Source organism: Actinoplanes sp. NPDC051346 (assembly GCF_040682215.1).
In the GTDB taxonomy this organism is placed as follows: domain Bacteria; phylum Actinomycetota; class Actinomycetes; order Mycobacteriales; family Micromonosporaceae; genus Actinoplanes.
Genome location: NZ_JBFBAJ010000008.1, coordinates 174,958 through 192,044, shown reverse-complemented (window position 1 = coordinate 192,044; position 17,087 = coordinate 174,958). Strand labels below are relative to the sequence as shown.

Here is a 17,087-nt window from a genome sequence, read left to right as displayed (position 1 = left end):
CGACAGGCCATCACCGCCACGTCATGTCGATCTGGCGTTCGAAGGTGACGTAGCCGGCCCGGGCGAAGGCCGCCGCCATCGGTGCGTTACCGACGTCGGTGGCGGCCCGGATCCGGGAAACGCCCTGCGCGGCGAGCAGGCTGGTGCCCGCGGCGAGCACGTCGTGGATGTAGCCGTGGCCGCGATGGGCCGGCACCACCCCGACGTACGCGATGATCGGGTTGTAACCGTTGTGCGCGGGGATCACGAACCCGACCGGCTCTCCGTCCGGCAGCGTCGCGATCCGCCACCACTCGCGCGGGCTGGCGTAGCGGGCGAGTTCGTCGTGGTACTGCTCCCGCGCGGCCTGATCCGGAGTCATCCGGGTCAGGTCGTCGCGGCTGTGCGCGTCGAGCGTGCCGTCCAGCACGAGCGTCATGAGGTCGATGAGCTCGTCCGGGTCGCGCACCGGGCGGAAGGCGAGCCGCCCGCCGGGTTCGGGAACCGGTGTGCCGGGTCGCCATTGAAGGCGGAGCCGCTCGACGAACAGGTGCGCTCCGACCCGTTGCACCGCCCTCATCCGGTCCTCGACCGCCGCCCGGGTGTGGGGGTGGTCGCGCCAGTCCGGCGGGAGGAACCGGCCGTATTCCGGGGGTGTCGTGCCGGTCGGAACCACGGCGGACAGCGCGGTCCTCAGCAATCGCACGCCGTCGTCGATGTCGCCGTCGATGTCGAAGATGTCCATAACCGTCGGGTGCCGGTCCCCCGCTCGCGCCCACCATCCGGCCCGGGCCACGACGCGATCGCCGCGCAGGGCGAGCCACAGCCATTCCGGACGGCGGCGGCCCTGCGCCAGGTCGGCGGCGAGCTCTGTGTTGAGGACGTACGGCAGCAGGTTGAACAGGTCGAGCTCATCGGGTCCGGTGATCGGACGCAGGGTCAGGTCAAGCTGATGCGGAGTCAAGGCCCAGTTCTATGCGGCGGGGACCGCACCCCGCAACCGATTAAGAACAGTTGATCTATCCTGCACCGAATGAAGATCAAATACGCGGTGCTCGCCGTGGCGTTGGCCGGCTCGCTGGCCGCCTGCACGCCCGCCGAGTCCGACCAGGCTCGCGGCACCGGAGCACCCGCGGCACAGGCGACCGCGCCGGCCGAGAAATTCTTCGGCCCGGACGGGTACGGCAAGCTCACCATCGCGATGACCGAGAAGGACGCGCTGGCCACCGGCGAGCTGCAGGACAAACCGGTCTCCACGGTTTCGGGCAAGCACGTCTATTCGCTCCCCGGCGGGCCGACGCCGGATCCGAAGCGGATGAAGGCGGACGAAAAGATCGCGGCGGCGGCCGAGGCGGCGGAGAAGTCCACCGACACCTCCGCCGCCGGGTCGGCCAAGAGCGCGAAGGCGTACGCCGACGAGACTCAGCGCATCACCGACCGGCTGGTGGCATACCTCGAGGCCGGCGGTGCCGCGTTCATCGACGGGAAGATGAGCTCCATCGCCGCGCCCAAGGACGCGAAGACCCCGGAGGGCATCAAGCGCGGGTCGACCGAGGCCGAGCTGAAGGCGGCGTACGCCGGCAAGGGCCTGACGAAGGACAACGAGCTGCCCCTCGCCGGCCACCCCGGCTGGACGATCCTGTTCGAGCTGGACAAGGGCGTGGTGAAGTACATGTCCATCGGCAAGGCGTCCTAGCCGTTCCACGGCTGCGGCCGGCGTCAGGACCTTCCTGGCCGGCGCAGCATCTCGGCGAGGCCGGCGGCCTTGGTCTCCCAGCGCCACTCCTGGGCGACCCAGGCCCGGCCCGCCGCGCCCATCCGCCTCGCACCCTCCGGGTCGGACAGCAGGCCCACCAGCCGGTCGACGATGGCCGGCAGGTCCCGGCCGCCGACGACGTACCCGGTCTCGCCCTCGCGGACCGCGTCCGGCGCGCCGCCGGAGTCGCCCGCGAGCACGGGTAGTCCGGTCGCGGACGCCTCCAGATAGCCGATGCCCAGGCCCTCGACGTCGAGGCCGCCGCCGCGGGTGCGGCACGGCATCGCGTAGACGTCGCCGGCCGCGTAGTGCGCCGGAAGGTCCTCCCACGGCACGGAGCCGGTGAAGACCACCTCGGACTCGACCCCCTCGGAGCGGGCGAGAGCCTGAAGCTTGTCCCGATAGGGCCCGCCGCCGACGATCAGCAGCGCCGCCCCCGGAACGCGCCGCCGGATCGCCGGAAGCGCGCGGATGAGCATGTCCTGGCCCTTGCGGGGCACCAGCCGGGACACGCACACCACGACGGGCCGGTCACCGAGCCGGTGCTTAGCCCGCACCGCGGAGCCGTCGACATCCGGGTGAAAGGCGTCCACATCGACGCCGGGCGTGAGCCGTTCGAGGTTGGTGAGCCCGCGCAGCGCCCGGTCGAGGCGCACCCGCTGGAACTCGGTCAGGAAGGTGACCACGTCGTTGTCCCGGGCGATGCGCCGCAGCAGCTGCCGCGCGCCGGGCAGGGCGGCCCACCCGATCTCGTGCCCGTGGGTGAGCGCCACCGCCCGCCGGATGCCGGCCCTGCGGCGCAGGCCTCCGGCCAGCAGACCCAGCGGCGCCGCGGCCCCGAACCAGACACTGTCGCAATCGTACGATCGCGCGATCTCGGCGGCACGGCGTGCCACGGCGGGCGTGGGCAGCAGCACCCCGGTCTTCTCCCGGACGACTTCGAACGGCTGCTCGGCGTCGAACTTGGCGGCTCCCCGCCAGGTGGACGCGTAGGCGACCACGGACCCGGCGGGTTGCCGCACCGCCAGGTTGTGCACGAACTGCTGGATCCCTCCGGGTCGCGGGGGAAAGTCGTTGGTCACCAGCAGCGTGCCCGGCATCAGCGCTCACCCCTGGCGTGGGCGCGGGCCGCGGCGATCCGCTCGACGGTGGACGGATGCGAGGCGGACATGAGGTACTCCCAGGCCGGTGGGTCGGGGTCGGAAAGGTTGACGCCGCCGAGGCGGCGTTGCATCGCCTCGAAGGCGGCCGGGTCGCCGGTCAGCGCGAGCGCGTGGGCGTCCGCCCGCGCCTCGACCCGGCGGGAGACGAGTGCCTGCAGCGGCCCGCTGGCCAGGCCCGCGAGCGTCACCAGGGCGAGCAGCAGCGCGATCGCCCGCGGTTCGCCCATCGTGTCGACGCCGGCCCAGCGCAGCAGCCAGCCGAGCGAGCCGAGCAGGTAGAGCGCGATCACCGACGCCGCGGCACCGAGGGCGCCGAGGATCGTGCCGGTGAGGACGTCGCCGCGTTCGGCGTGACCGAGCTCGTGCGCCGCCACCGAGACCACCTCGGCGGGTGTCGCCTCGGTGAGCATCGTGTCGTAGACGACGATCCGCCGGGTCGGCCCGAACCCGGACACATAGGCGTTCACCGCCCTGGTCCGGCGGGAGGCGTCGGCGACGAGGACATCCTTGACGGGTACGCCGTCGCGCGCCGCCAGCTCCATCAGCTCGGTGCGCAGCGGTCCGGCGGCCATCGGGGTGAACCTGTTGAAGATCGGCTCGACCACCACGGGCAGTACGAACGACAGCAGCACCATCAGAGCGGCCGCGCCCACCGCGCCGAATGCCCACCACCATCGCGGCGCCAGGCGGGTCACGGTGAAGAAGCCGAGGAGCGCCACCGCGCCGATGACCGCGCCGACGGCGAACGACTTCGCCACGTCGATCCACCACGCGCCCCAGGTCTGCGTCGAGATGCCGTACCGGACGACGACGGTGTGCCGCCACGCGGCGAAGGGCAGGGTGAGGATCTCGGCGGCCAGGACGACGAGCAGCCCGCCGAGGAGCGCCTGGGCGATCCAGTGGTCGCCGAACGGGCGGCCGGCCCACGCCACGAGGCGCGAGCCCAGCGGGGTGAGACCGAGCAGCAGGGCGCCGACGAGCCCGATCGCCAGGCCGCCATAGGCACCCGGGCGCAGCGCGGCGTGGAACTCCCGGGCGCGCGTCACCTGATCGGCGGGGAGCTCGCCGAGCGCCGCGAGCTGGTCGGGGCGGGGAGCGGGCGGCCGGTGCCACGGGATGACCACGGCGGCGTAGCCGACCAGAGCGACCACCAGCACACCCAGCGTGCACGCAGCCCACAGCCGAGGCGTCACGCCCGTGCCCCCATCCTGGTCCCCTCTTACGCCGACCCGTGACCGCCCATCCTAGGGGCGGCCTCCATCATGATCACGCCACGTGTCCGTGGCGGCGGACGAGCGGGACCGAGACCGGCGGCTCCGGGGTCTCCAGCAGCTCCACCTCGAAGCCCGCCAGCTCGAAGACCTCGATCGCGCGCAGCTCGCCCGGGGTCAGGTCACCGATGCCGTCCGGAGTGTCGGCCATGGCCTTGATCAGGCAACCTTCGCATCCGCGTCCCCTACCGGGGCAGCGGCCGCAGTCGATGATCATCACTTCCTCCTCGAGAGGCGACGGTGGCCCGGCCGCGATCCACGGGAGGTGCCTGTCGCGGACCGACCACCATCGGTGACAGTCACGCTATGGAGGGGGTACGACAAAAATCAGGACCGGGCGAGCCGGCGCAGCAGCGAATCGGCTCCCATCGGGTACGCACCGTGCCGGCGGACGCCGTCCGCGACCTCCCGGTCCGACGAGATGACCACGAGTGGGCGGCCCGCCGGCTCGGCCCGGACCAACTGCCGGATCAGTTCGTCGGCGGTGTCGCCCTTGCGGGAGAACAGCACCCGTACGCCCCGGGGGGCGGGCGGCAGCCCGTGGACGCGTTCCGCGCCGTCGAAGACGACCGTGACCTCGTCGCCGGTCTGTGCGGCGATGCCGCCGAGCCCCGTGATCAGCCGCTTGCGCTGGTGCTCCAGCGACATCTCGGCGAAGCCGCGCTTGGTCACGTTGTAGCCGTCGACGATCAGGTGTGCGCGCGGCAGCGCCAGCAACTGGTCCAGGCGGCCCGGATCGTCGGTGTCCTGGGCCCGGGGGCGCGAGCGCTCCTCGGCGCCCGGCCGGTCGGCCGCGACGTCCGCCACGAAGTCGGCGGGCAGCTTGTCGGCCGGCCCGAGGGCCAGCTCGCGGCGCAGCCCGGAGGCGGCCTGCCCGATCGTCTCCAGCAACAGCCAGAGGCGGGCGTCGTCGGCGGCCCGGGCGTCCTTGGCGCTCTGCTTGCCCGAGGCGGCGGCGGCCTCCGCGTCCGCGAGGCGGGTGCGCAGCCGGCGCAGCTCCGCGTCGTGGTCGGCGGCCACCTTGTTCGCGCGGCCCTTCTCGGTGGCCACCAGGTCACTGGCCCGCTTGTAGGCCGCCTGCGTCTCGCGCAGCGCCCTGGCCGTGGTCCGGGCCTCCTCGCGGAGCTGACCCAGCTCCTCACGCACCCGGGCGAGTTCGTCGCGGAGCTTGTCCGCCTCCACCTTGGCCACGGCACGGTCATGCTCGGCGCGGGCGGCACGCTGCTCGGCGTCGCGGATCTGGTGGGCCACGGCGGCGCTGTCCGCCTCGGCGCGCACCGACTCACCGGCCGCCGCGACCAGGTCACGCCAGCCGTCGGGCCGGGCCAGATAGGCGAGGGCGGCGACCTCGACGGGGTCGGCGGCGGCGGGCGCCATGCCGGCGGCGACGGCGGCGCCGAGGTCGCCACTCTCGGTGACCACCCGCATGCCGATGCGCTGGCGGAACAGGGGGTCGGCGGTGAGCTGGGCGGCGAGCGCGGCACCGCCCAGCCGAGCGCGACGATTCGGGGCGAACCGGGCCACGCGCCGAAGCGCGACGGGAATCTCCTCGGCGGGCATGCCGGGCAGGGCGGCGGCCGTCAGGGTGGTGATCCGCTGACGGACCGGCTCGGGCAGCACCGGCTCCGGCGCGCCGGCGTCCCCGCTGCCCGCGTCCTGATCATCTTCGGACGTGGCGGGATCACCGCCGCCGACGCCGTGATCATCGTCGGCGGCGTCCGCGTCCGGCGCACCGAGCGACGCCGCCTCCTCCTCAGAGGGGCGGTCGGCGAACTCGTGCGGCGCGGACATTTTCTTATTCTCCCACCGTGGGCAGCGGAAAGCTTGCGGAGGCAAGTGATCTTTTCGGGTACGGACCCGGCAGAATGTCGTACCCCACCCCTAGATTTCCCGCCGTGGCACAACCGGCATATGTCCAGGGCACTCTGGACACCCTTCTCAGCGCCGACGGCTCGGTCGATCCCGCGGCGCTGTCGCTGCGGGACACCACCTTCGTGGTCCTCGATCTCGAGACGACCGGCGGCGCGCCGGACGGCGGCGGCATCACCGAGATCGGCGCGGTCAAGGTGCGCGGGGGCGAGGAGCTGGGCGTGCTGGGCACGCTGGTCAACCCGGGAGAGCGCCTCCCGCCGTTCATCACCGTGCTGACCGGCATCACCGAGGCGATGCTGGCCCCCGCGCCGCCGATCGAGGCCGTGCTGCCGAGCCTGCTCGAGTTCCTCCGGGGCGCGGTGCTGGTCGCCCACAACGCGCCCTACGACGTGGGCTTTCTCAAGGCCGCCTGCGCGCGGCACGGGCACGCCTGGCCGCAGCTGCGCGTGCTGGACACCGCCGCCCTGGCCCGCCGGGCGCTGACCCGCGACGAGGTCCCCAATCGCAAGCTCGGCACGCTCGCCCAGTTCTTCCACGCCCGCGTGCAGCCCACCCACCGGGCGCTCGACGACGCCAAGGCCACCGTCGACGTGCTGCACGGGCTGATCGAGCGGCTGGGCAGCTTCAAGGTCCACACCCTCGGCGACGCGATCGAGTTCGCCCGGGCGGTCACGCCCACCCAGCGGCGCAAGCGCCACCTCGCCGACGACCTGCCGCATGTGCCGGGCGTCTACGTGTTCCGTGCCGCCGACGACCGCCCGCTCTATGTCGGCACGTCCGTCGACATCGCCACCCGGGTCCGCAGCTACTTCACCGCGAGTGAGAAGCGCGCCCGGATGTCCGAGATGATCGCCGCCGCCACCCGGGTGGAGGCCGTCGAGTGCGCCCACTCGCTGGAGGCCGAGGTGCGCGAGCTGCGGCTCATCGCCTCGCACGCGCCGCCCTACAACCGCCGGTCGAAGTATCCGGATCGGGTCGTCTGGCTCAAGCTCACCGCGGAGGCGTACCCGCGGCTGTCGGTGGTCCGCCAGCTCACCGAGGACGGCGCCGTCTACCTGGGGCCGTTCTCGTCACGGCGCACCGCCGAGCTGGCCGCCGCCGGGGTCTACGACGCGGTGCCGTTGCGCCAGTGCACCCACAAACTCTCCATCCGCACCACCACGCCGGCCTGTGCGCTCGCCGAGCTGGGCAGATGCGCGGCGCCCTGCGAGCACCGCGTCACCCCGGAGGAATACTCCCTCAGCGCCGCGCTGCCCTTCAGCACCGCCACCCAGGGCGACCCGGAGCCGCTGGTCGACGCCCTGATGGCACGGATCGAGGCGCTGTCCGATCGGCAGCGTTACGAGGAGGCGGCGGTCGTGCGGTCCCGCCTCATCGCGTTACTGCGAGCAACCGTGCGAATGCAGAAGCTGGGGGCACTCACCCGCGTCGAGGAACTGGTCGCGGCGCGACGCAACGACGCGTACGGATGGGAGATCATCGTGGTCCGGCATGGCCGCCTGGCCGCCGCCGCGACGTCGCCGCCGCGATTGCACCCCCGGCCGACCCTCGACCTGGCGCGCGCGACGGCCGAGACGGTCCTACCCGGACCGGGACCGGTCCCCGCGGCCTCGGCCGAGGAGAGCGAGCGGATCCTGGCATGGCTGGAACGACCCGACACCCGGCTGGTGGAAACTTCCGGCGACTGGGTGTCACCCGCTCGTGGCGCAGCGCGCTTCACTACCCTGCTCAGCAGGGCTGAGGCCGCGGCGTCGAGAAGAGACTCGTCCATTCGCTCATCGGTAACTGACCGTTCGGATGACGCTCGCTCGCTTAGGCTGTAAGGCACGCGGCTGCGAAGCCGAGAAATCGGTGGCTTCCGCGCGTAGTGTGCGGTCGATCGGTGAGGGGGTGTCCGAGTGGACGTCGACGCCGGCCACGGCGCCGCGCTTGGACGTGCCCTGCCGGCAGCTCCGCTGTCCCAGCGGCTGAGATCGTTTCTGAGCTTCCAGGGCAATGACGACGATCCGGTCACCACTCTGACCCGCACCCACCGCGCGATCCACCCCTCGGCCGACGCCGGCGTCCTGCGCCGCAGCTACGCCGTCGCGGAAAACATGCACCGTGGCCAGTTCCGCAAGAGCGGCGACCCGTACATCACCCATCCGCTGGCGGTCGCGCAGATCTGCGCCGAGCTCGGCATGGACACGACGACGCTGGTCGCGGCCCTGCTGCACGACACCGTCGAGGACACCAGCTACACCCTGGAGACCCTGCACGGCGACTTCGGCCCCGAGGTGACCCACCTGGTCGACGGCGTGACCAAGTTCGACAAGGCGTTCTACGGCAAGGTCGCCGAGGCCGAGACCATCCGCAAGATGATCGTCGCGGCCGGCAAGGACGTCCGGGTCCTGGTGATCAAGCTGGCCGACCGGCTGCACAACATGCGCACGCTGGACGCCCGCTCCCCCGCCTCCCGGGCACGCATCGCGACGGCCACGCTCGATGTGCTCGTTCCCCTCTGCGACCGCCTCGGCATCCAGGCCCTCAAGCGCGACCTCGACGACGTGGTGCTCTACCACCTCGAGCCGGAGTCGTTCTCCCGCATCGAGGAGCACGTCAAGAACCGCCCGGGCTGGGACGAATACCTGACCGGCGTCTCCGCCCAGGCCCGCACGGCCCTGCGCCGGCAGCGGGTCAGCGCCGACGTCAAGGCACGCCCCCGGCACTACTACTCGATCTGGAAGGACACGGTCGCGGGCGGGCATACCGTCCCGTTCGACCTGCCCCGCATCGCGGTCGTGGTCGACGGGCCCGAGACCGACTGTTACGCCGCCCTCGGCGCGATCCACGGCAAGTGGCGCCCGGTGGCCGGCCGCTTCAAGGACTTCATCGCCTCACCGAAGAACAACCTCTACCGATCCCTGCACACCACCGTCACCGGCCCCGAGGGCCGCCTGGTCGAGGTCCTGATCCGCACGGTCTCGATGCACCGCTGCGCGGAGTACGGCGTGGCCACCGGCTACCGCTACCCGAAGTCCGACTCCGAGACCGCCCCCGGCACCGACCAGCTGACCTGGCTCAAACGGGTCCTCGACTGGGAGCAGGACACCACCGACGCGGGACAATTCCTCGCCTCGCTGCGCTGCGACCTCGCCGAGGCTCAGATCACAGTCTTCGCCAAGGGTCGCACCGTCGAGCTGCCGGCGGGCTCCACTCCGGTCGACCTCGCGTACGAACTGAATCCCGACCAGGGTGACCAGACGCTCGCCGCGACCGTCAACGGCCGCCTGGCCCCCCTGAGCTCCCAACTCCGCGACGGCGACGTCGTGGAGATTTTTTCTGAGACGGAGGGCCCCGTCGACGCCGGCCCCGGCGCGGGTGTGCGCGGCCCCCGCAAGGAGTGGCTGGGTTTCGTCAAGTCCACGCAGGCCCAGATGCAGATCAACCGCTACTTCGCGGAAGAGAACGCCCCGGGCATCAGCATCGCCGACAAGGTCCGGCTCGGCCGCGCGACCATCGGCCTGACGCTGCGCAAACACGACCGCGGCCTGGCCAGCGAGGTGCCCCTGCGCCGGCTCGCCGACGAACTGGGCTATCCCGACCTGGAAACCATGCTGGTGGCGGTCACCGAGCGCAACCTGGAGCCGGACCAGGTCGTGGAACAGCTCATCGCCCTGGTCGACCATCCCGACTGAGCCTTCCGCCCGATGGCAGGATGGCTCGGTGGCAGAATGATCGTCGATGGTTGTCGACGACGCGTGGAAGCGCATCTCCCCTAACCTGCTCTCTTGGTCGGACGTCGACCCGGCGCGCCATCGGTTCGACGCCGGCGAGGCGCTCGACGTGGTCCGGGCCGTCGCGCCGCCAGTGCCCCCACGCCCCACCTGGACGTCCACCGGCCTCGTGGGCGGGGAGGAGGCCGAGCGCTGGCGCGACGCCGTGAGTCATGCCCTCGTCGACCGATACGGCCGCTGGGCCAGCGGCTGGTGCTGGACGGTCGGTGAGGGCGACCTCGACGGTGGGCCGGTCGGCGCCTGGTGCTGCGTCGCAGACTCCATCGCGGGTCCGGAGGAGACCCTGGCCCTGGTCGCGGAGGCGTTGTGCGAATGGCGGGACTGGCTGGAGCAGCTCGCCGGGCGGTTCCACCGGTTCCTCCCGCTTCCGGACCGAGACGCTGACCCGGACGGTCTCCTCGTCGCCTGGGAGCTCGCCGTTGCCCAGGTCGTGACCGCGACGGTGGATCGGACCAACAGCGACAGCGGATGGTACGGCCACTGCGAGCAGGTCCTGGGCTGGCTCCTCACCGCCGCCGGCGTACCGGAGGACAGTCACGCGGCCCTGATCACCAGCGCGGTCGGTGGACGGTTCGAGAGCTGGGTGGAACCCTCCAGGCTGGTCGTCACGGACGTGGCCGAGCGTCTGGCCCGGGAGGTCACCGGGCGCGCGGCGACCGCTCGGGTGTTCCCTGCCGACGAGGCCGGGGACTGGCCCGACACCTGGCCGCGGGACTGGCCGTCGATCCGCGGAGCCGAGTTGCCCAGGGCGTTGCGGCCCGCCGGCTCGGGCGACAGTCTGACCGCCTGGCAGACGGTACGAGCCCGGATCGCCTGGGCGTCGGTGACCTCTTCGGTGACCGGCCCGATCCGTGGCGACCGGGACGGGATCGCCGACTACGTCGCCCAACGCCCGGATGGCGGGGAACAGCTGTCCGCCGCGCTCGTCCAGGCCCGACGGGCCGCCGCGGAGGGTGGCCCGCTCACCTTCGCCCGGCTCGCGGAATGGCAGCGCACCGTGCTCGGTGTCCCGCTCGCTGAGTTCCGCACCGGCCCGGCCGTGGCGAAGGGCGGACGCGAGCGCTACCACTGGCGGGCCGATCTGCCGAAGATGTTCGAGCGGTGCCTGGCCGAGGCCACGGACGACGCGGTCCCGTTGCCGTCCCGGGCCGCCCGGGTCTATCTCGACGTGGCGTTCTTCCACCCCTTCGACGACGGCAACGCGCGCTCGGCCATGCTGGCCCTGTCCTTCGTGCTGGCCCGCGACGACGTGCTCCTCGATCGCGCCGCACCGCTGCTGGCCACCGTTCGGCGGGCGGACGACCCGCACGGTGCTGTCGGGCTCGCGGACCTGATCGACAGGCTGATCCACGCCACCTGGCGCGGGCGCCGGCGCGGGACGGATTGACCGGTCGATCGTGACCGCCATGCCGGGTGAGGTGACCGCCGGGAGCGGGGTGTGGGCGTGCTCCGGCTAGCCTGGGGGCGTGAAAATGCCTCGGCGGTTGCGCGGCGCCGCGTACCAGGCGTTCTACCGGCTGCCGTACCCGGTGCGCCGGCGAATCGTGCGCCTCATCGTCCCGAAGTATCTCGTCGGGGCGGTCTGCATCGTGCGCGACGCCGAGGCGACCGACCCCGGACGGCTTCTGCTGCTGCGCCAGCCGCCGGGGCGGAGCTGGGGACTGCCCGCCGGCCTGCTGAAGAAGGCGGAACGACCGGCCGTCGGCGCCGCCCGGGAGCTGCGGGAGGAATCGGGCGTCGACATCGACCCCGACGATTTGACCCCAGCGGTCCCGAACGCGATCGTGCACAGCAAGGGCTGGGTCGACACCGTCTTCCTGGCTACGGTCCCGGCCTCGACCACCGAGCTCGTGGTCGACGGTGGTGAGGTGCTGGAGGCGGACTGGTTCCCGCTGGACGACCTGCCCCCGCTGACGCCGAGCACCGAATACCTCCTCGGCCTCTACGGGATCGGCCCGCGAGCCGCCCAGCAGACCACGTGACGCCCGCGGCGGTGGCGGCGGTGATTCTGGCCGCCGGGGAGGGCCAGCGGCTGCGGCCGCTGACGTCGCTGGTGCCGAAGGCGTTGTGCCCGGTCGGGAACGTCGCCCTGCTCGACCGCGCCTTGGCGCGGCTGGCCGGCCTGGGCCTGGGTGGACCCTCCACGGTGGCGGTCAACGCGGCGTACCTGGCCGATCAGGTCGTCGCTCACGTCGGTGAGCGTGCGCGCCTCTCCGTCGAACCGGACGGTCCCGTGGGCACCTCCGGCGGTGTGGCGCGGCTGCGCGGCTGGATCGACGGCCGCGGTGTGCTCGTCGGCAACGCGGACGCCTATCTGGCCGATCCGCTGCGGGAACCGGGCAAGGACATCGCCGCCATGCTGGACGGCTGGGGTGGCGACACCGTGCGCATGCTGACCAAGCCGGTCCTGCCGGGCGACACGGGTGGGTTCGGCGGCCGCCGATTCGCGGGCTTCTCGTTGCTGCCGTGGCGTTACGTCCGTGACCTCAGCCCGGAATTCTCCGACCTGGTCCGCACGGTGTGGCGTCCGGCCGAGGCGGCGGGCCAGCTGGAACTGATCGCGTACGAGGGCGCCTATCTGGACACCGGCACGCCGGCCACCTATCTGGCCGCCAACCTGCACGCCGCCGGCGTCGACGTCGACCTGGGCGATGGCTCGACCCGTACGCCACGCCGGGGCGACGGCCTGGTCTCCCAGGGTGCGACGGTCACCGGGTCGGCCGACGACTCCGTGGTCGGCGCCGGGGCGGTCGTGGCCGGCCGCGTTCGACGGTGCGTCATCTGGCCCGGCGCCCGGGTCGCCGCCGATGAGGACCTGTTCGAGATCGTCCGGGCGGGCGACCACACGGTGCCCGCGATGGCACACTGACGCGATGGCTTACGACGAGGAACTCGCCGACCGCATTCGGGAGATCGTGCGGGACGAGCCGGGGCTGACGGAGAAGCGGATGTTCGGCGGCCTGGCGTTCCTCGTCAACGGGAACATGGCGGTGAGTGCCAGCGGTCAGGGCGGCATGCTGCTGCGGGTCGATCCGGCCGATGGTCCGGCCCTCGTCGAGCGGCCGGAGGCCAGCTGGTTCGAGATGCGCGGCCGGCCGATGAACGGCTGGCTCCGGGTCGAGACGTCCGGGCTGGATACGATGCCCCGGCTGGCATCGTGGGTGTCCCTGGGCGTCGGCTATGCCCGGTCGCTGCCGGCCAAGTGACCGGCCAAGTGATCGGTCGGCCGGATCTTCGATGACACGACCCGTCCGCACCGCGCGGGGACGGGCGGGCGTCCGCGGTCGATCGCTAGCATGAACCGACGCCGACCTGAGGGAGCTCTCGTGAACACCGCGATCGTACACATCGACTGCGCCACCGATTCGATCCCGGAGGTCGCTCAGGCGCTGGCCGAGCTGCCCGGGGTCAGCGAGGTCTACTCCGTCGCCGGGAACGTGGATCTCATCGCGATCGTGCGGGTGCCGCAGTTCGACGACATCGCCGAGGTGATCGCCGGACGGATCTCGAAGACGCCCGGCGTGGTCGGCACCGAGTCGCACATCGCCTTCCGCGCCTACTCCAAGCACGACCTCGAGGACGCCTTCGCGATCGGCCTGCCCAACGGCGACTGAGCGCCCGCTTCTCCACATACGAAGAACGGGGCCCCGGTCGGGGCCCCGTTCTTCGTGACTGCTCAGCGTCCGGAGGTGATCTCCTGGCGGTCTTCGCGACCGGTCACCGGCGGCACCGCCGGCGAGACGGGCGCCTCGGCCGGCTTCTCGACCGGGAAGAAGAAGCCCTTGATCGCCGGCGCCAGGGCGCCGAGGCGGTTCATCTTCTTCGGTACGACCCAGCCCGCGTACTCCAGCGGCAGCGGGTGGCCGTGGTCGTCGACCGGGCCGAGCGGCTGGTGGACCTCCACGAACCGGCCGTCCGGCAGGCGCTTGATGATGCCGGTCTCCGCGCCGTGTGCCAGGACCTCGCGGTCGTGCTGCTGCAGGCCGAGGCAGATGCGGACGGCGACGTAGTAGGCCAGCGGCGGGAGGAGCACCAGGCCGATGCGGCCCGCCCAGGTCATCGCGTTCAGGCTGATGTGGAACTTGTCGGCGATGACGTCGTTGCCGCCGGACAGCGTGGCCACGATGAAGAACATGAAGGCCATCGCGCCGAGGCCGGTGCGCTCGGGTGCGTCACGCGGGCGCTGGAGGAGGTGATGCGACTGCGTGTCCTTGGTGCGTCGCGCCTCGATGAACGGGTAGAACATCGGCACCGTGGTCAGGGCGCCCAGGCCGACGACCGCCGGCCAGAACAGCGGCGGGATCACGTAGCCGCCGCCGAGCGGGATGTCGATCTGCCAGGCGGGCATGAGGCGGACCAGGCCGTCCATGAACATGACGTACCAGTCCGGCTGGCTCGCCGAGGACACCTCGGAGGCCCGGTACGGCCCGAACAGCCAGATCGGGTTGATCTGGAACAGGCCGGCCATCATCGCGATCACGCCGAAGACGGCCATGAAGAAGCCGCCCTGCTTGAGCGCGTACCTCGGGAACATCCGCTCGCCCACGACGTTGTCGTTGGTCCGCATCGGGCCGGGCCACTGGGTGTGCTTCTGCTTGAAGACCAGTCCGAGGTGGATGCTGATCAGGGCGAGCAGGCCGCCCGGGATGAGCAGGACGTGCGCGATGTAGAAGCGCCCGATGATCAGCTCGCCGGGGAACTCGCCGCCGAAGACCGACGCCGACACCCAGGTGCCGACGACCGGGATGGACAGCATGATCGCCGAGGCGATGCGCAGGCCCGTGCCGGAGAGGCCGTCGTCGGGCAGCGAGTAACCGGTGAAGCCGGCGAGGAAGCCGAGCAGGAACAGCGTGACGCCGATCGCCCAGTTGGCCTCGCGCGGCTTGCGGTAGGCGCCGGTGAAGAAGACGCGCGCCATGTGCACGATGATCGAGGCCATGAACAGCAGCGCGGCCCAGTGGTGCATCTGCCGCATGAAGAGGCCGCCGCGGACCTCGAACGACAGGTGCAACGAGGACTCGTAGGCCTTCGACATCTCGATGCCGCGCAGCGCGGTGTACGAGCCGTTGTACGCGACCTCCGTCATCGACGGGTCGAAGAAGAGGGTCAGGAACACGCCGCTGAGCAGCAGGACGATGAACGAGAACAGCGCGATCTCGCCCAGCAGGAAGGACCAGTGGTCGGGGAAGACCTTGTTCAGCAGGCCCCGCAACGGGGTCGCGGCCTGGAAGCGGTCGTCGACTCCCCGGCCGAAGGCAGCGGGGGCCTGCGCGAGGTCCAGCTTTCGGCGCTTCACGGCCGCTCCCAGAAGTCGGGTCCGATGGTTTCCCGGTAGTCAGACGCTGCCACGAAGTAGCCCTCGGCGTCCACATCGAGGGGCAACGCGGGCAGGCGGCGACTGGCCGGACCGAAGATCGGACGGGCGTTGTCGGTGATCAGGAACTGCGACTGGTGGCACGGGCAGAGCAGACGGTTGGTCTGCTGCTCGTACAGGCTGGCGGGGCAACCGGCGTGGGTGCAGATCTTCGAGTACGCGACGTAGTTGCCCCACATCACGCCCTTGTTGATCGAGTCCGCCTCGACCGCCTCGCGGGTCGCCCGCGCATCCTGGTCACGCAGGTGGATGAGCAGGGTCGGCGAGTCCGCGTAGTGGTTGGTCGCGCCGCCCGGGATGCCGGGGAAGACGGTGATCTGGCCGCCGACGCTGACGTCCTCGGGCCGGATCGGGGTGCCGTCCTCGTGGGTGAGGCGCACCAGCTTGCCCTGGTTGGGCACCGGGTCGAAGCCGGTGTGGAACATCATCGGCTGGTCGGCCTTGTGCGGGTTCTGGATCAGACCGCCGATCAGTGGCGCCGCGGCGGCGACACCGAGCGGGGCCATGCCGAGCGCGATCGCGCCCTTGAGCAGCGGCCGGCGCTGCACGCCCAGCTCGTCCGCCACGTACGCCAGGGTCTGCCCGGTGATCAGCCGGTCCTCGTCGCTGGACGGGCTGTTGTGCCGGTCCTGGATCGAGACCTCGTGCGGCAGCAGCTTCTTGGCCCAGGCCAGGATCGCGAAGCCGAGCGCGAGGAGCGAGATACCCAGGCTGATGCCGAGGACCGGCGTGTAGTAGTCGTTGATCGAGTGGCCGAGCTTGAACTCCCACGGCCAGACGATGTAGAGGACCACGAACGCCGACGCGCCGAGCCCGGAGATCATGAACAGCAGGGCGATGTTGCGCACGACGCGCTTCTCCGCCTTGGAGTTCGTGCCCTCGAACTGCGATTCGTACGTGACGATCTCGATGTCGTCGCGCCGGGCGCCTTCCCGCACGATCTCGAAGCGGGACAGCCGGGGGTCGTTGACGTCGACCGGCTCGGTGCTGGCGCCGTGGGCGCCGTGCTTGGTAACCGTCATGACTTCCCCGCAATCCACAGCGTCGTGAACACCAGGACCACAATGCCGACCAGGAAGATGGCCAGGCCCTCGGTGACCGGTCCGTACCGGCCGAGGTTGAACACGCCGCCCGGGTCCTTGTCCTCCTGGAGCTGCTTGGTGATGTAGGTGATGATCTCGCGCTTCTGTTCCGGCGTGATCTCGTTGTCGCCGAAGACCGGCATGTTCTGCGGACCGGTCAGCATCGCCGCGTAGATCTCCTCCGCGGTCGCGTCGCTCAGGCCCGGCGCGAACTTGCCGGACGAGAGGGCGCCACCCGCGCCGCCGTAGCTGTGGCACGACGTGCAGTTGATCCGGAACAGCTTGCCGCCCTCGGCCAGCGCGTCGGGGTTCTCCGCGATGTCCTCGGTGAGCGAGCCCTTCGGGATCTGGGGGCCGCCGCCGAGTTCCTGGATGTACTGCCCGAGCTGCTTGGTCTGGGCCTCATCGAACTGCGGCGTCTTCTGCTCGGCCTGCGCCTCCTGCCGGGTCATCGGCATGCGACCGGTGCCGACCTGGAACTCCACGGAGGCGGACCCGACGCCGACCAGGCTCGGTCCACGGCCCACGACACCCTCGGCGTTGCGGCCGTGGCAGCTGATGCAGCTGTTGTCGTAGAGCGCCTTGCCCTCCTGGGCGGCGGCGGAGAGCTGCCGGGTGTCCTCGGCGAACGCTCCCGGGGTGAAGGCGGTGTAGACGCCTCCGGCGAGAGCGAGGGCGGCGACCATGCGGATCGCGGCGCCGAGGCGCCGGCGCGCCCGGCTCGGCGCGGACCGCCGCCTGTTGAACACCCGGAAACGCCGTCCGGCGGGGGTGTCAGAAGTCATGGGCTGTGTCCCTCTGGGTCTTGACCTTG

Annotated in this window: 16 protein-coding genes; 8 read left to right on the top strand and 8 right to left on the bottom strand. The window is 71.5% G+C overall.

All coding sequences use genetic code 11. The annotated features are described in order from the left end of the window. Positions 1-10: 10 nt before the first annotated feature. Entirely contained in the window at positions 11-943 is a 933-nt protein-coding gene (locus AB0M36_RS21330; protein ID WP_364160037.1) for a GNAT family N-acetyltransferase, read from the bottom strand. Positions 944-1,012: 69 nt separating this feature from the next. Here AB0M36_RS21330 and AB0M36_RS21325 point away from each other — a divergent pair, with 69 nt between their 5' ends. Next, positions 1,013-1,675, top strand: a complete 663-nt coding sequence (locus AB0M36_RS21325) for a hypothetical protein (protein ID WP_364160035.1) — start codon at positions 1,013-1,015, stop codon at positions 1,673-1,675. A 23-nt stretch (positions 1,676-1,698) separates the two neighbouring features. Here the strand turns inward: AB0M36_RS21325 and AB0M36_RS21320 are convergent, their stop codons facing one another. From AB0M36_RS21320 to AB0M36_RS21305, 4 genes are all read right to left on the bottom strand, one after another. Further along, a complete protein-coding gene (locus AB0M36_RS21320; protein WP_364160033.1) occupies positions 1,699-2,835 on the bottom strand; it encodes a glycosyltransferase family 4 protein in 1,137 nt (378 codons plus the stop codon). Continuing rightward, the gene (locus AB0M36_RS21315) at positions 2,835-4,091 is read right to left on the bottom strand and encodes a M48 family metallopeptidase (protein WP_364160031.1); all 1,257 of its coding nucleotides are present in this window, start codon (positions 4,089-4,091) and stop codon (positions 2,835-2,837) included. The genes AB0M36_RS21320 and AB0M36_RS21315 overlap by 1 nt, the downstream gene beginning before the upstream one ends. A 73-nt stretch (positions 4,092-4,164) precedes the next feature. Then, complete coding sequence (locus AB0M36_RS21310) at positions 4,165-4,386, bottom strand: hypothetical protein (protein WP_071809340.1); 222 nt, start codon at positions 4,384-4,386, stop codon at positions 4,165-4,167. 110 nt (positions 4,387-4,496) lie between these two features. After that, the gene (locus AB0M36_RS21305; RefSeq protein ID WP_364160029.1) at positions 4,497-5,960 is read right to left on the bottom strand and encodes an NYN domain-containing protein; all 1,464 of its coding nucleotides are present in this window, start codon (positions 5,958-5,960) and stop codon (positions 4,497-4,499) included. Between the two features lie 104 nt (positions 5,961-6,064). On the opposite strand from AB0M36_RS21305, the gene AB0M36_RS21300 reads away from it, so the two are divergent. From AB0M36_RS21300 to AB0M36_RS21270, 7 genes are all read left to right on the top strand, one after another. Further along, positions 6,065-7,864, top strand: a complete 1,800-nt coding sequence (locus AB0M36_RS21300; protein WP_364160027.1) for a DEDD exonuclease domain-containing protein — start codon at positions 6,065-6,067, stop codon at positions 7,862-7,864. Between the two features lie 75 nt (positions 7,865-7,939). Beyond that, positions 7,940-9,718, top strand: a complete 1,779-nt coding sequence (locus AB0M36_RS21295) for an HD domain-containing protein (protein ID WP_364160025.1) — start codon at positions 7,940-7,942, stop codon at positions 9,716-9,718. Between the two features lie 46 nt (positions 9,719-9,764). Next, positions 9,765-11,204, top strand: a complete 1,440-nt coding sequence (locus tag AB0M36_RS21290) for a Fic family protein (RefSeq protein WP_364160023.1) — start codon at positions 9,765-9,767, stop codon at positions 11,202-11,204. 85 nt (positions 11,205-11,289) lie between these two features. Beyond that, a complete protein-coding gene (locus AB0M36_RS21285; protein ID WP_364160401.1) occupies positions 11,290-11,799 on the top strand; it encodes an NUDIX domain-containing protein in 510 nt (169 codons plus the stop codon). Next, positions 11,796-12,686, top strand: a complete 891-nt coding sequence (locus AB0M36_RS21280) for a sugar phosphate nucleotidyltransferase (RefSeq protein WP_364160021.1) — start codon at positions 11,796-11,798, stop codon at positions 12,684-12,686. Before AB0M36_RS21285 ends, AB0M36_RS21280 begins: the two co-directional genes overlap by 4 nt. A 4-nt stretch (positions 12,687-12,690) precedes the next feature. Next, complete coding sequence (locus AB0M36_RS21275) at positions 12,691-13,023, top strand: TfoX/Sxy family protein (protein ID WP_364160019.1); 333 nt, start codon at positions 12,691-12,693, stop codon at positions 13,021-13,023. A gap of 120 nt (positions 13,024-13,143) precedes the next feature. Further along, entirely contained in the window at positions 13,144-13,431 is a 288-nt protein-coding gene (locus tag AB0M36_RS21270) for an Lrp/AsnC ligand binding domain-containing protein (RefSeq protein ID WP_364160017.1), read from the top strand. 62 nt (positions 13,432-13,493) lie between these two features. Here the strand turns inward: AB0M36_RS21270 and AB0M36_RS21265 are convergent, their stop codons facing one another. Genes AB0M36_RS21265 through AB0M36_RS21255 form a run of 3 tightly spaced genes read right to left on the bottom strand, consistent with a single transcriptional unit; the run spans position 13,494 to position 17,058 of the window. Then, positions 13,494-15,113, bottom strand: a complete 1,620-nt coding sequence (locus AB0M36_RS21265; RefSeq protein WP_364160015.1) for a ubiquinol-cytochrome c reductase cytochrome b subunit — start codon at positions 15,111-15,113, stop codon at positions 13,494-13,496. Further along, positions 15,110-16,213 carry a Rieske 2Fe-2S domain-containing protein gene (locus AB0M36_RS21260; RefSeq protein ID WP_364160014.1) on the bottom strand — a complete coding sequence of 368 codons (1,104 nt, stop codon included), beginning with the start codon at positions 16,211-16,213 and terminating at the stop codon, positions 15,110-15,112. The genes AB0M36_RS21265 and AB0M36_RS21260 overlap by 4 nt, the downstream gene beginning before the upstream one ends. Then, positions 16,210-17,058, bottom strand: coding sequence for a cytochrome c (locus AB0M36_RS21255; RefSeq protein ID WP_364160013.1), 849 nt, complete (start codon positions 17,056-17,058; stop codon positions 16,210-16,212). The genes AB0M36_RS21260 and AB0M36_RS21255 overlap by 4 nt, the downstream gene beginning before the upstream one ends. Positions 17,059-17,087: the final 29 nt, after the last annotated feature.

Coding starts and splice junctions, on each gene's coding strand:
- AB0M36_RS21325 (WP_364160035.1), top strand. CDS start 1,013: ATGAAGATCAAATACGCGGTGCTCGCCGTGGCGTTGGCCGGCTCGCTG.
- AB0M36_RS21320 (WP_364160033.1), bottom strand. CDS start 2,835: ATGCCGGGCACGCTGCTGGTGACCAACGACTTTCCCCCGCGACCCGGA.
- AB0M36_RS21310 (WP_071809340.1), bottom strand. CDS start 4,386: ATGATCATCGACTGCGGCCGCTGCCCCGGTAGGGGACGCGGATGCGAA.
- AB0M36_RS21305 (WP_364160029.1), bottom strand. CDS start 5,960: ATGTCCGCGCCGCACGAGTTCGCCGACCGCCCCTCTGAGGAGGAGGCG.
- AB0M36_RS21290 (WP_364160023.1), top strand. CDS start 9,765: ATGGTTGTCGACGACGCGTGGAAGCGCATCTCCCCTAACCTGCTCTCT.
- AB0M36_RS21285 (WP_364160401.1), top strand. CDS start 11,290: ATGCCTCGGCGGTTGCGCGGCGCCGCGTACCAGGCGTTCTACCGGCTG.
- AB0M36_RS21275 (WP_364160019.1), top strand. CDS start 12,691: ATGGCTTACGACGAGGAACTCGCCGACCGCATTCGGGAGATCGTGCGG.
- AB0M36_RS21260 (WP_364160014.1), bottom strand. CDS start 16,213: ATGACGGTTACCAAGCACGGCGCCCACGGCGCCAGCACCGAGCCGGTC.
- AB0M36_RS21255 (WP_364160013.1), bottom strand. CDS start 17,058: ATGACTTCTGACACCCCCGCCGGACGGCGTTTCCGGGTGTTCAACAGG.